This is a genomic window from Aquimarina sp. BL5, assembly GCF_003443675.1.
Taxonomy (GTDB): domain Bacteria; phylum Bacteroidota; class Bacteroidia; order Flavobacteriales; family Flavobacteriaceae; genus Aquimarina.
The window spans coordinates 74,137-89,340 of sequence record NZ_CP031963.1 but is presented as its reverse complement, the minus strand read 5'-3'; the positions used below and the strand labels follow the sequence as shown (position 1 = coordinate 89,340).

At 33.0% G+C, this 15,204-nt stretch carries 11 protein-coding genes; 8 read left to right on the top strand and 3 right to left on the bottom strand.

Translation table 11 applies throughout. The features are described from left to right. Nucleotides 1–77 precede the first annotated feature (77 nt). Complete coding sequence (locus D1818_RS00480) at nucleotides 78–956, bottom strand: LysR family transcriptional regulator (RefSeq protein ID WP_118455302.1); 879 nt, start codon at nucleotides 954–956, stop codon at nucleotides 78–80. Between the two features lie 84 nt (nucleotides 957–1,040). On the opposite strand from D1818_RS00480, the gene hutH reads away from it, so the two are divergent. The 6 genes from hutH (at nucleotide 1,041) to D1818_RS25670 (ending at nucleotide 9,726) form a co-directional block, all read left to right on the top strand. Then, nucleotides 1,041–2,621, top strand: a complete 1,581-nt coding sequence (gene hutH, locus D1818_RS00475) for a histidine ammonia-lyase (RefSeq protein WP_118455300.1) — start codon at nucleotides 1,041–1,043, stop codon at nucleotides 2,619–2,621. 2 nt (nucleotides 2,622–2,623) lie between these two features. Further along, entirely contained in the window at nucleotides 2,624–3,874 is a 1,251-nt protein-coding gene (gene hutI / locus D1818_RS00470) for an imidazolonepropionase (protein WP_118455298.1), read from the top strand. A gap of 53 nt (nucleotides 3,875–3,927) precedes the next feature. After that, nucleotides 3,928–5,934 carry a urocanate hydratase gene (locus D1818_RS00465; RefSeq protein ID WP_118455296.1) on the top strand — a complete coding sequence of 669 codons (2,007 nt, stop codon included), beginning with the start codon at nucleotides 3,928–3,930 and terminating at the stop codon, nucleotides 5,932–5,934. Between the two features lie 46 nt (nucleotides 5,935–5,980). Further along, a complete protein-coding gene (hutG, locus tag D1818_RS00460; protein ID WP_118455294.1) occupies nucleotides 5,981–6,934 on the top strand; it encodes a formimidoylglutamase in 954 nt (317 codons plus the stop codon). Between the two features lie 61 nt (nucleotides 6,935–6,995). After that, a complete protein-coding gene (locus D1818_RS00455) occupies nucleotides 6,996–7,637 on the top strand; it encodes a hypothetical protein (protein WP_118455292.1) in 642 nt (213 codons plus the stop codon). A 208-nt stretch (nucleotides 7,638–7,845) separates the two neighbouring features. Further along, entirely contained in the window at nucleotides 7,846–9,726 is a 1,881-nt protein-coding gene (locus D1818_RS25670) for a histidine kinase dimerization/phospho-acceptor domain-containing protein (protein WP_233558630.1), read from the top strand. Nucleotides 9,727–9,773: 47 nt separating this feature from the next. On the opposite strand, the gene D1818_RS00445 is transcribed toward D1818_RS25670, so the two are convergent. Both D1818_RS00445 and D1818_RS00440 read right to left on the bottom strand, forming a co-directional pair. Then, nucleotides 9,774–10,265 (bottom strand): C39 family peptidase, encoded by a 492-nt coding sequence (locus tag D1818_RS00445; RefSeq protein ID WP_118455290.1) that lies wholly within the window; start codon nucleotides 10,263–10,265, stop codon nucleotides 9,774–9,776. Between the two features lie 159 nt (nucleotides 10,266–10,424). Beyond that, nucleotides 10,425–11,249, bottom strand: coding sequence for an alpha/beta hydrolase (locus tag D1818_RS00440; RefSeq protein WP_118455288.1), 825 nt, complete (start codon nucleotides 11,247–11,249; stop codon nucleotides 10,425–10,427). A 399-nt stretch (nucleotides 11,250–11,648) separates the two neighbouring features. Here D1818_RS00440 and D1818_RS00435 point away from each other — a divergent pair, with 399 nt between their 5' ends. Together D1818_RS00435 and D1818_RS00430 are read left to right on the top strand one after the other, a co-directional pair. Continuing rightward, entirely contained in the window at nucleotides 11,649–12,416 is a 768-nt protein-coding gene (locus tag D1818_RS00435) for a DUF805 domain-containing protein (RefSeq protein WP_118455286.1), read from the top strand. After that, nucleotides 12,406–15,057, top strand: coding sequence for a hypothetical protein (locus tag D1818_RS00430; protein WP_118455284.1), 2,652 nt, complete (start codon nucleotides 12,406–12,408; stop codon nucleotides 15,055–15,057). Before D1818_RS00435 ends, D1818_RS00430 begins: the two co-directional genes overlap by 11 nt. The last annotated feature ends 147 nt before the right edge of the window (nucleotides 15,058–15,204 follow it).

The following is a 15,204-nucleotide window of genomic DNA, read 5'->3' as shown; positions in this document are numbered from 1 at the left end:
CGTTTTGTTACCATCATAATAGTTTATTTTTCAGATAATACAACTAATACATAAACAATCTAAATACTAAATAGAACTTACAAAAACCTCCTCACTTTCTCTAAAGCAGGATTGCGATTGTCTTCTTTCCAGATTACAGAAAGCTCTGCTCTTTGAGGTATTTTTGGGATTTCTAAAAATTTTACATCCAGGTCAAAACCATATTGCAATGAGGTTGGCACAATTGCTACTCCTAATCCACTCTCTACTAATTTGAAAATTGTTTGAGCATGTACTGATTTATGAGAAACGATTGGGGTAAAACCTTGATCTTCACAAATACTCATGATTTTATCATAATATATCGAACTATAATCAGAAGAGAATAAAACGAAATGTTCTGAGGAAACTTGGGCTACATTTTTAAAATTATACTCATCTAATTGGTGATCCTTTGGCAGAACTAATGAAAACGTATCCGTTTGCACCGCTTTTATACAAACTCCATCAGGCACTCTTGCTAATCGAACAAACCCAAAATCAAGTTGATCACTTACAATCGCCTTTACCTGATCGTAATTAGACATTTCTTCTAAACTAAACTGTATTTTAGGATTCTCTTTATCTACTTTTACCAAAAGGTCAGGTATGACGGTCTGTATTGCTGAACCTAAAAACCCAATTCTAATCTCTCCTTCACTTCCTTGATCAATTAACGCTGTTTGTTTTACAGTAAAATCAATATGGTTAAAGATATAAGCAATTTCTTTCTTAAGATATTCTCCAGCAACCGTCAAACTAACATTTCTTTTATTCCTGATAAACAATTCTGCCCCTATAATTTCTTCCATTTGCTTAATTTGTCTACTTAAACCAGGTTGAGAAATAAACAATCGTTCTGCAGCTTTTCTGAAATGTAATTCTTCGGCTACAGCCAAAAAATATGTAAAGTGACGTAATTCTAATTGATAACTCATAGTTATTAATTATTGACAAAATTAGTATTTATAAGTATTAAAAATACACATTATCTTAGTGTAAACAAATATGAATAATTAATAATGTCTAGAACAACATCATATTTCTGTTTCGGAGAAGATCATTTAACCGTCGGAAAAGCCATAAAAATAGCTTCAGGAGAAATCAAGGGAACTATTTCTGAAGCCTCAAGAGAAAAAATTAGAAAGAGCAGTCAGGTAGTTGAAAATATCGTAACCAAAGGTCATCCAGTTTACGGAATCAATACCGGCTTTGGTCCGTTGTGCACGACTATGATTTCTAAAGAAGAAACCAAAATACTTCAGTCCAATATTCTAAAAAGTCATAGCGTAGGTGTGGGTGATCCTATTGATGAGGAAGTAGCAAAACTGATGTTAATCCTAAAGCTACAATCACTATCCAAAGGATATTCTGGCATTGCAGAAGAAACGTTAGATCGTATACTTTGGCATATTGAAAACAACGCGATTCCTATAGTACCTTCTCAAGGATCAGTAGGTGCTTCAGGTGATTTAGCACCACTCTCTCATCTTTTCCTTCCCTTAATTGGCTTAGGAAAAGTTATATACAATGGTAATGAAATAACAACTTCGACTTTGTTTAAAAAAACTGGACTGGATTCTTTGGATCTTGGTCCAAAAGAAGGTCTTGCCTTGATTAATGGAACACAATTTATAGCAGCACATGCTGTAAAAGTTGTAGAAAAATTACATAGTTGTCTTTCGCAGGCAGATATCATTGGAGCCATGATGATAGAAGGACTGCAGGGTTCTGTAAAACCTTTCTATAATGAATTACACGAATTACGCCCTTTCAAAGGAAATATTCATGTAGCTTCCAGAGTAAAATCTTTACTAAAGGGATCTGAAATCATGGAAGACCATATTGACTGTGATCGTGTTCAGGATCCATATTCTCTGCGATGTATTCCTCAAGTACACGGAGCCTCCAGAAATGCTTGGCTTCATCTTAAGGAATTAGTAGAAATCGAATTAAATTCTGTTACCGATAATCCGATTATTATTAATGAAGAACTCACCATAAGCGGCGGAAGCTTTCACGGACAGCCATTAGCCATGGCAATAGATTACGCTTGTCTTGCAGCTTCTGAAGTTGGCAATATTTCGGATCGAAGAATCTACCTAGCATTAGAAGGAAACTCACCAGGAGTTCCCAAATTATTGATGGAAGACACTGGTATTAATTCTGGTTATATGATTTTACAATACACGACCGCTGCATTAGCGAGCGAGAACAAAGGATTGTGCTTTCCTTCCAGTGCAGACAGTATCCCAACATCATTAGGACAAGAGGATCACGTAAGCATGGGATCTATAGGTGTCAGAAAAGCTTTAAGAGTAATTGGAAATGTAGAAAAAATATTAGCAATAGAACTTTTAACAGCAGCACAAGCCTTTGAGTTTAGAAAACCAATGAAATCCGGTATTATTCTGGATGAAATTCATAAAACTATACGCAAAGAAGTTTCTTTTGCAGCAAAAGATCGTGTCTTTGCAGATGATATAAATAAAGGCATTGATATTATTAAAAAGAAAACGATCATAACATTAGCGAATAATGTAGCCAACAAGGAGAATTTGTCTTTAGAAACTAAGTTCTCTACTGAATTTGAAACCTATTAATTATGACAAAGTACAAGCTTATTGGTCCTATCACACAACTCATATCCATGAATGGATTACCACTAAAAGGTGCTTTAAAAGATGAGCAACTTCCTGTAATTTTTAATGCAGGAATTCTTACCGAAGGCGAACATATCCATTCTATTGGAAATTACACGGATTTAAAAGAAATTGCCAGTAGTTTTGATTCAGAAATAATAGAACTACAATCTAATTACGTATGCCTACCTGGATTTATTGATTCACATACACATATCTGTTTCTCAGGTTCCAGAGCAAATGATTATGCAATGCGTAACTCTGGGAAATCATATCTGGAAATTGCAGAGGCCGGTGGCGGAATTTGGGATACTGTAACCAATACCAGAACAGCAAGTCAAGAAGAACTTTGTCATGGTGTTGTTAAAAGAGCTAATCTTCTTCTTAAAAATGGTATCACTACAATTGAAGTAAAAAGCGGTTATGGTCTTTCTGTTACAGAAGAACTCAAAATGTTAAGAGCAATTAAAGAAGCTAACTTACATCTAGAATCAGATCTAATATCTACTTGTTTAGCGGCTCATATGCTCCCGAAAGATTACGATGGAGATCACCAAGAATATTTAAATGAAATTGCATCGACATTATTCCCAATACTTAAAGAAGAAAAATTAACGAATAGAATTGATGCTTTTGTTGAACAAAGTGCCTTTTCTAAAGAAAATATTGAACCATATTTCAAGAAAGCTACAGAAATGGGATTTGATATTACTGTACACGCAGATCAGTTTACTCCGGGTGGTAGCGAAATAGCAGTAAAAGTAAATGCGGTAAGCGCTGATCATTTAGAAGCTAGCACAGATACCGAAATTAAGACCCTTGCAGAAAGTGATGTGATATCAGTAGCACTTCCCGGAGCATCTATAGGCTTAGGATGTGATTTCACTCCTGCTCGCAAGATTCTGGATGCAGGAGGTGCTCTCTCAATAGCCAGTGATTGGAACCCTGGATCTGCGCCAATGGGAGATTTATTGACGCAAGCTTGTATTTTAGGAACTTTTCAAAAACTCAGTAATGCAGAAGTATTGGCAGGAATTACAACCAGAGCTGCCGCTGCCTTAAAATTAAAAGATCGTGGTAAACTGGCTCCCAGAATGCTTGCAGATTTTTGTCTTTTCTCTACCGATAATTTTAACGAAATACTGTATCATCAAGGCAAACTAACTCCCTCTCAAGTATGGAAATGTGGTGATGCGGTATATATAGAACATTAAATCAAAAAACATTTTGATGGTCATTAATTTGATCAGCATTTATACAATACAGTATGACAACTTTCAAAGAACAAATCATAAACGGCATTCCAAAAACGCTTCCTGCCAAAAAAGATCTTAACCCAAAGATAAGCAGAGCTCCAAAACGAAAGCAAATATTATCTATTGATGAAAAGAAACTGGCACTTAGAAATGCCTTAAGATATTTCCCAACAGATTGGCATGAAGAACTGGCGAAAGAATTCCTTGAGGAACTTAATGAATATGGTAGGATTTATATGTATCGGTTTATACCTGATTACGAAATATACGCAAGACCTATTGAAGCGTACCCAGCTAACACATTGCAAGCAGCAGGTATCATGTTGATGATACAAAACAACCTAGATCCAGCTGTTGCGCAACATCCGTATGAATTAATTACATATGGAGGAAATGGAGCAGTATTTCAGAACTGGGCTCAATATTTACTTACCATGCATTATCTCGCCACTATGACAGAAGAGCAAACATTACACATGTATTCTGGTCATCCTATGGGATTGTTTCCATCTTCAAAAGACGCCCCTAGAGCAGTTGTAACCAATGGAATGATGATTCCAAATTACTCGAAACCCGATGATTGGGAGAAATACAATGCACTAGGCGTTACTCAATATGGTCAAATGACAGCGGGAAGCTACATGTATATTGGCCCGCAAGGTATTGTACACGGAACCACCATCACTGTAATGAATGCTTTTAGAAAAACATTAAAACCAGGAGAAAATAGTGCTGGAAAAATATTTCTAACTGCTGGTTTAGGAGGAATGAGTGGCGCACAGCCTAAAGCAGGTAATATTGCCAAATGTATCACGATTTGCGCAGAAGTAAATCCGGATGCTGCACAAAAGCGTTATGAACAAGGATGGGTAGATGAAATTATTGACAACCTAGACAGTCTAGTTAATCGGGTTCAAGAAGCAACTCAGAATACAGAAGTTGTTTCTATAGCTTTTAAAGGAAACATTGTAGATGTTTGGGAACGCTTTTATGATGAAAATATTTATGTACACTTGGGATCTGATCAAACGTCATTACACAATCCTTGGTCGGGCGGTTATTATCCTGCAGGTTTGAGTTATGAAGAATCAAACAAAATGATAGCTCACGACCCTGACACTTTTAAAACAAAAGTTCAGGAATCCTTAAGAAGACATGCTGCTGCAATTAATAAACATACAGAAAAAGGTACTTACTTTTTTGATTATGGAAACGCGTTTCTTTTAGAAGCTTCTAGAGCGGGAGCGAATGTTATGGCTGAAAACGGAATTGATTTTAGATATCCATCTTATGTACAGGATATTCTGGGACCAATGTGCTTTGATTATGGTTTTGGACCGTTTAGGTGGGTATGTACTTCTGGTGATTCTGAAGATTTAGATAAAACTGATCAAATCGCAGTAAAGGTGATGCAAGAAATCAAGACAACCGCTCCAGAAGAAATTCAACAACAAATGCAGGATAATATCACATGGATTAAAGAAGCGAAGGAAAATAAGCTTGTTGTAGGCTCCCAAGCAAGAATTCTATATGCTGATACCGAAGGAAGAGTAAAGATCGCTGAGGCGTTTAATAAAGCTATTAAATCAGGTGATATATCAGCTCCAATTGTATTAGGTAGAGATCATCACGATGTAAGCGGAACAGATTCTCCTTATCGCGAGACTAGCAATATTTATGATGGTAGTAAATTTACAGCAGACATGGCGATCCATAATGTGATCGGTGATAGTTTTAGAGGGGCAACATGGGTATCCATCCATAACGGTGGAGGTGTTGGATGGGGTGAAGTGATCAATGGAGGATTCGGATTATTACTTGATGGATCTGATGACTCTTCTAGACGCCTAAAAAGTATGTTGTTTTATGATGTAAATAACGGTATTTCTCGCAGAAGTTGGGCAAGAAACGAAGAGGCATTGTTCGCTATTAAGAGAGAAATGAAACGTACACCAAAACTTAAGGTAACTATTCCCAATGCATTAGATAACAATATTTTAGACAACATGTTTCAATAACAAAAACAGCTGTACAATATTTTACACACAAGCATTATTTTAAAATATGAGCGATTACAAAAAAACAGATACTAATATTTGGGCAGGACGAACATCTGATGATCAATTATATCTTCATGAAAAAATAACTTGTATTGATTTAGAAAATGATGAACTCCCTGAAAATCAAAATACAGCTTTTGCTATCGTAGGATACGCTTGTGACGAAGGGGTTCGAAGAAACTCTGGAAGAGCTGGTGCAGCATTAGCTCCAGATATCATCAGAAAAATGATGTCATCACTATCAAATCATCTTGATGATAAGGTTCAGATAATCGACGCAGGAAACATTTTCTGCAATGAAAACGATCTAGAAAAGACTCAAAGTTATACTTTAAATAGGATATCAGAACTACTTAACAAAAAATACTTTACAATTATTTTTGGAGGAGGTCATGATTTGGCTTACTCACATTATAATGGGATAAAAAAATACAAACCAAATACCACTATTGGGATTATCAATCTGGATGCTCATTTTGATTTAAGAAAGATAAAAAATGAAGGAAACTCAGGAACTCCTTTTTATCAAATAGCAAAAGAGAATGATCGTTTCAAATATCTTTGCTTAGGAATTCAGGAAGAATCTAATAATAAAGAATTATTCGAAACTGCCAATGAGCTCAAAGCGCAATACATTAAGAATACCGATTTCACATTCGAAAACAAAGACCATGTCGTTGTCATCATCAATAATTTCATAGCATCTGTAGATAATATCTATCTAACTATTGACTTGGATGGTTTCTCTTCTATCTATGCTCCTGGAGTTAGCGCCCCTTCCCCATTTGGATTCTCTTTAGATATTGCTATGACTGTTATTGAAAAAATCTGCAAATCAGGTAAATTAATTAGTGCAGATATCGTAGAACTAAATCCAAAATATGATATAGACAATTGTACCGCAAGATTAGGTGCAAGATTAGCTTACTTCATTATGAAATTTATTTCTTCTCATTGATTTCATTGCTATGACAGTATTTATTTATATTTGATAAGCTAATTAGTTCTTAATAGTTTTAATGGAAAAAGTAGCTTTAACACTTATTTACATCCATGCTTTCTTTGGTGGTATTGGATTATTATCCGGTTTGGTCAGTATTGTTGGTAAAAAAGGTAGGTTCTATCATCGTAAAGCTGGAATAGTATTTTCTATTTCAATGTTCATTAGTGCTCTCATAGCAATTCCTATAACTTTACTTCCTAATCACGAAAATTTACTATTGCTTTTACTTTCGATTTTCACAATTTATCTTGTAGTTTCAGGAAACAGAGTGCTTCGATTTAAGAAACAACACACTTTAGGAACACTAGATATAGCAGTAACTAGCATTATGGGATTCATCTTCTTAGGTATGATTAGTGTTGGCATCTATTATCTTATGTATGAGATCCCAAAAAGCACTTTGTTCTTCTTTTTTGGAGGATTTGGTATTATGGCTACAGTAAGAGATATCAAACTATATAAAACTTTTAGAGTCAATCCCACCGCCTATTTATCCAATCATATAGGTAAAATGTCTGGTGCTTATGGAGCCGCTGTAACTGCTTTCTTATTAGCTGCGTTAAATTCCAGCACCCTTTGGGTTTGGATAACTCCTTCAATTATCACCTTATTATTTGTTACTTTTTGGAGACAAAAAGTAGCTAGAATGGACAACTAAATAAGCTCTTTAGCAATAGAATAATTTTAGCACTAAAAACATAACCTTTTTCAGTAACTAAAATCTAATTACTTTTGTATCTTCGAGAAATACGTATATAATCAATTTTCCTTATGGGAATTACACACATTGATCATCTTTCGGGCTTTTACTATTAAAAAGATTATTTCCTTATCTATTGAAAAATAAAGGTGATTAATTATGTTTTATGGAGGCTATTAATTTTTATCAAATATCGATTTTTCTTTTACAAGGATTCGTTGTCTCCTTTTTAGTTTTAATCTTATTTCATTTTCGGAAAGTAACTGGTAACGGACTTTTATTTACCACATTAGGTATGTTTCAGTTTATTCAGGTATTTACAGCCACTACTATGTACTTCGAAGTATATGATGGTATTACGGTATCTCCCGGCTCCTCTGTTTTGTTCTCAGTTACACTTTTCTCAGTACTTATATTTTATATTAAAGAAGACGCTTTACTGACACGAAGACTTATCTATGCGTTAGTAATTGCCAATCTAATGATTGTAATTCTCTTATTACTTTTCGGAATTAATTTAGAAGACTCTAATATGCATCAAGTATCATTTACGATGTTATCAGACTTTTTTAATACAAATGTTATTCTTTTGGTATATGGCACTACGCTCCTATTTATTGATTCAATTTTGATCATTTTTATCTTTGAATACATTTCAAAATACATCCCGTCTTTATTTCTAAGGATATTTATAACAATGCTTCTTATCCTTTCGTTTGATGCTATATTGTTTAGTGTGATAGGATTTTGGAATACTGGGAATATATCCAGTGTTTTAATTTCCGGATTATCATCCAAAATAGTAATGAGTTTTTACTACGGCATATTATTCACCATTTATATAAAATATTTTCAAAAAGAAGTATCAGAAAACAGTTATTCAACATTTAAAGATGTGTATCACTCCCTTACCTACCGACAAAAATTTGAGGAGGCAGAAAAGGTTATTCAGCTTAGTGAAAACAGGTATCAAACACTAACTGATATATCACCGGTTGGTATATTTATGACTAAAGCTAATGGAAAAACCACTTTTGTAAACGAAAAGTGGTGTAAAATTTCCGGTTTATCCCAGCAAGAAGCGATGGACGACGGCTGGCTTAAAGCAGTACATCCGGAGGACAGAAAGAAACTAAAATCGGGTTGGTATGATGATGCCAAAAAAAGAGACTCATCCCACGCAGAATATAGATTTCTCCGTCCCGATGGCACTATTAAATGGGTGTTAGGACAGGCAATTCCAGAATATAATGAGAAAAAAGAAGTGATGGGTTTTGTAGGAACTACTACAGATATTACCGAATTAAAGCTTTATGAAATAGAGCTAAATAAAATGAAAGACAAAGCCGAAGAAAGTGATCGGCTTAAGTCTGCTTTTTTAGCAAATATGAGTCACGAAATCCGCACTCCAATGAACGGTATATTAGGTTTTGCAGAGTTGCTTAAAGAACCGATACTTACAGGAGATGAACAACAACTATACATTAGTTTAATAGAAGAAAGCGGTGCACGCATGCTAAATATTATCAGAGATATTATTGATATTTCTAAAATTGAGTCCGGACAAGTAAAAGTTTTTCTATCTGACGTAGATATTAATGAACAAGTAACCTATCTCTATCAATTCTTTAAGCCAGAAGCAGATCGAAAAGAACTACAATTATCTTTCAATAATGGCCTATCTGATGATAATGCGCTTATTAAAACCGATAAAGAGAAATTTAACGCTATCCTTACTAATCTTGTAAAGAACGCTCTTAAATACACTCCTGAAGGTTCTATTTCATTTGGCTATGATGTAAAAGATGAGTTTTTACAATTTTATGTAAAAGATACGGGTATGGGTATTGCTAAAGATCGACAAAAAGCTATTTTCGAACGTTTCGTACAAGCCGATATTGAAAACAATTACGCTATAGAAGGAGCCGGTATAGGATTATCTATTGCCAAAGCATATAGCGAAATGTTAGGCGGCAAAATCTGGTTAGAAAGTAAAAAAGATTTAGGTACGATTTTCTACTTCTCCATTCCATACACCAAAGCTTAGATGAGATAACCTCATAAGACAATAAACTTACTATAAAAGAGGAACAACTACTTATTAAAAACAATAGTCTCTACCCAATAATTCCCTAACTCTTCATATTCAATTTCTTTCATTGCCCCTACCCAAGGATCTATTATTAAAACCGTATCATCACCTGAATATCCAACAATTAACAAAGCATGTGCTGCAAAAGTACTATAGTTTTGAGTTCCAATAAGAATAGGTTGATCACTATCGATTCGACCTTGTAGCTCTTCAAAAGTTAATTTAGGATCATTTCCGAAAACAAGGCTTCTATATTCTGTATGAATATATGAGAAATGCGAAGATATTTGCGGTTGTAAAGTAAATAAATCTAAACCTTGACCATCAGCTTCGAACATTTCATCCAGTCTTTTTTCTGGCATAAACACCCCATAACTCTGTAATGCCATTGATAAAGCTGCTGCCCAGCAATTATTTAGCCCTTTCTGTTCTTCTGCCATAATATTAAGTACTGTGGTCTTCTTCTTCCTATTGGCATCCGTTACTTCACTCATAATGCTGTTTTTTTGTGTTTATTTAATAAAGTTGGTAGTATTTAGCAAAGACATATTTCTGTCGCTATTAAAAGTAAACAAAATTAACATCAAAGCACGAATAATAAGGTATGAAAGCACCTACAACAATTAAAGCCTAAACAACACAAAGACAAACCATTAAAACCTATCCTGAATCCAAGTAGTAACTATAGAAATAAGCTTTTCTTTTTCTAGATCATTATGAAGTTCATGATATCCTCCATCAAAGGAAACAAATTGGACATAGTCTGTTTTTTTAGCAAACTCCTTACTGGCACTATAGTCAGTTATCTGATCTTCAGTTCCGTGCGCTAACAAAATAGAAGTTTCTAGCTGAAAAGCATTATCGATTGCCCATTTACCTGCTTCTATTATAGGTAAAGAAAAATTAGGACTTACTCGGTCATGGACTAAAGGGTCATTTTTATATTTCTCTACTTCTTCCGTTATTCTAGAGATTGCTTTTACATCTAGACCAGAAGGAAGTGTTATCGAAGGTGCTATTTTTTGGAATAGTTTGCCCATCATAATTTTCCAAGCGGGTGGCTGAAATGCTAAACGTAAAAACGGACTAGTTAAAATTACTCCTGTAATCTTAGGATTATTTCTCAATATGTAATTAATTACTAGGTTTCCTCCCATACTATGACCATATAGAAAAACAGGAAGATCAGTTACAATTTCATTAGCCTTATGATAAACGATTTCTATTACTTCCATTAAAGCATTATAACTTGGGCAATATCCTCTCGTACCACTACTCTTTCCGTGTCCAAAATTATCATACGTAATCACTGCTATATGCTTTGCTAATAGCTCCGGGATAAGATAATCCTCATACCTAGCAGAATGCTCTCCCATGCCATGTACCAATAGAATTATTCCTTTACAGTTGTCTGGTAACCAATACTGGGCAAAAATTTTATACTTTTTATATTTGAAAAAATATTCTTGATGTTGCATTGTTTAAATATACTATTAAAATAAAGCCTTCATACAACTAGATTAACATTATTAATACTTGATTCTGTATAAACAATTAAGGACAGTTTTATTTTTATTAATTATTACAGCTTTATGGTAAAAAATTATATATCGAGAGATAAAATCAGTACAAATTAAGTATTACTAGGTAACATTTTATATAGTTATGACACATACATTAAACGTTAACTGTAATTCGACAAATGAATTTCTATTTTATTTTTCTTTTTTTTTAATTATTGTTAATCAAAAAAATTTGATTAACAATAAAAGGATCACTAACAAGAATAGAGTTTAAATATGTCAATCATTAAAGTTTAAAAACATTAAAAAATATTAATATCCATTGATTATAAAAATATCCTAAGTCCCAGAAATATGTTCAAAAATCCATTTTCCTTCTCAGGGAGGATACGTCGGCTAGAATATGGCCTAAGTTACCTCATATTCATAGCATCCTTTTTTTTGCTAGGAGTTATCACCGAAATTATACCAGAAGCAGAATCTTTAATAGTATTAATGATTTTACCTTCATACTGGTTTCTAATAGCACAAGGTTCCAAACGTTGTCATGATTTAGGAAATAGTGGTTTTTTTCAGTTGATTCCTTTTTACGGCCTTTTTATGCTATTCGAAGAAGGAAATTACGGGGTTAATAAATATGGTTACAATCCTAAAGAAATTGATGCTCCAATTGTTAAACGGGAACCATTTAAATTAAGGATACCATTACCTCCAGGAAAATCAAATATTAATATACTAAGTGAAATATTGTGTTTTGTTTTATTAAACACATTACTCATTCAGCTTTCAAATAATTATGTAGAACAGGAATTTTTTAGTTTTTTGTGTATATTTATTTCTATACTCGTGTGTTTCTTCTTATTGTTACTATTTGCAAATAATAAAGAGGCTTTGCCAGAATTTAACTCTTATTTATTTAGACAAAGATTAGCCTATTCTGTAATACTCTCAATAAGCATTTACTTATATAATCTTACTTTTAATTATACATCGTTTCAGTTAGAAGATATATCGTATGCTATTTTCTTAGCATTGGTAATACTTGGTGTCACCTATCTTCCGTTTTTAATCTACAAATCAATTTTTAAGAAAAGAAAGGAGGAAGTGGTATATGAAAACTAAGTACTACATCTGCACTTCTCTAATATTATTTGTTTTAATTCTCGTAGTTGGTTATTCCAACAAAGTAGAACTGAGTGATATAGTTATCTGGTCTGATAGGCCCGTAAATTGGTTAGATTTTCAGCAAGTAGAAGAGATTGATGATGACTTTGATGCTGCAATCTTTTCTGAAATATATTGCCCTAATATTATTAACGAAGATAATCCATTAGTATATGCATTTATGGATCCTAATCAATCGGAAAGATTAAAAGATTCTGTGCTGGATCCTCAATTGTTAAAACACGAACAATACCACTTTAATATTACAGAATATCACGCTCGTTTATTACGTAAACAAATCGTTAAAAAAGGAGAAGAAAACATTTCGACATCTACACTTCAAGAGTTATATGATATGTACGATAAAGAAAGAGCAAAAATGCAATCAGAATACGATGAAATTTCAGAACATAACGCAAACACACAAAAGCAAAGATATTGGGAACTTAAAATTGATGATTTACTCCGTCAAACAGCTTACTATAATGATCCAAATATTTATAACTATTACGACTTCACAAAACGAAGTACAGAATATTACAAGCATATTTATCATACGCTGGAGCACGAAATTCTGACTTCATACCCAATCAGTAAAGCCGATCATAAGTATGGGAAATGTTATAAAGTAGAGCGTAATGACAAAGAAGTAATCATCAAATATTATAAAAATGGAAAATTAACGAATGGAGGCATCTTTAAAACTGCTATCACTAAAATAATTAAACCTACAGATTCAATATCTGAGATGCATTATTACAACAAAGATTTAACTCGAAATACCGTATTTAACAGATCCATTTCTAAAACTATATGGAATGCCAATAATGATATGACCACTTCATACTTTGATGAAAATGAAAACCCTATAGAATATAAATCCGTTCATAAAACTATTTGGAAATATGATTCCAAAACTAAAAATCGATATTCTAGTTATTATGATATAAATAAAAAGCAAACTACAAATAATGATCTTGTTTTTCGTGAAAGAAGAGAATTTGACAGACATGGGAGAACCATTAAAATTTCCAATTTTAACTCTGAAGACGAACCTATGAACGACAAAGACTACATCTCAATTTATGACTATGTACTTGATGATTTTCACAAAATAAAAAGAACAAGATTATATGATAAAGAAGGTAGTTTTGCAACTCATTTATCAGAATACAATCTACACTATAACTATGATGAAAGAGGTAATCTAGTAAAATTTATGAATCTTGATAAAAATGGAGGTCAAACAGAAAATAATGAAGGAATATGTATGTATGAGTATTCCTATGATTTAAAAGATAACTATACCTCTGTTAGAACATATAACGCATCAGAATTACCCGTAATAGGAAATGATGATTACTTTATACAAGTATGGGATTACGATCATAAAAACAGGATTAAATTTACAGCTAAATACTATGATGGTTATGTATTGGCTTTTGATGACAATCGAAATGGTGCCATCAAATATGAATATATCAATGACTCGGTTCGCAATGTTTTAAATATAGACGTTTACAATACAATTTTCAAAAACGATTATGGGTATGCGATTAGAAAACAATACACAAACAAAGATGAAAAAGTAGTCCGAGAGTTATTTCTAGACGAAAATGAATGTTTTGCAACTTCGGAAGATGGTATCGAAATACACGAATATGCTTATGACGAAAAAGGTAACTTAATTAAAGAAAAGAAGTTGGATTCTTTAGGTAAATTAAAACCTCACAATAAAGATGTAGCCATTACACATTGGGAATATGATCACCATAATAACAAAACCAAAACTACCTATTATCAAACGGATAGTATACTGGCAAACGCAAATCAAAACGTTACGTATAACGTTTATAATTACAATAAAGACAATCTCTTTATAGAACGCACCAACTACGATAAAAATATGAACCCAGCATTATTAAATGGTGTGTTTAAAACAATATATGAATATAATAGTATTGGTAAAGATACGCTGGTTAAAGAATTTGACACACAAAATAAGTTGATCAAAGGGGTTTGTACCACTCATTACACCTACAACCAATATGGCAACATTACTCGTGAAACTTATTATAATTCTAGAAATCAAAAGGTTTCATATCAAAATGGAATAAGTGCTATTGAATATTTATATGATAATCAACAGCGTTATATTGGTCATAAGAATTACAATAGATTTGACAACCCTACTAATGATGGAAATGGAATTTTTTACGAAAAAAAGACTCTGAATAGATCTGGTGATCTTATTTCTTATGAGTACTTCAATAAAAAAGGCTTCCCAGTTATTGGACCTAACGGATATCACAAAGTAATCTATGAGTATAATGATTCTGATTTATTAATTAAAGAAAGTACCTACGATACTGACTTTAATTTGGTTAATGATAATAATGGTGTAGCAGAATACGAATATACCCGGGCTGCGTCAAGCCTCATAAAGACCATGAAATATTACGACAAAAATGGTGAGCCTACAGAAAACAAAAATGGTATTGCAGAAACAATCTATCTCGAAGCTATGAACGGTTTGTATTTTTTGGAAAAACAACTAGATATAAATGGAGAAGAAATAAAAAAAGATGTAGAGGAATAAAAATAACTCTAAAAATCAGATCATTACTTTTCCATATGCTAAATAAGTAAAATTGACCTAATCACTCTATGTAAGGATTAGTGATTAATCACAAAGATTATTTATTACACATTCTCATTTCATATTATTTCAAAAACTTCTTCTAAA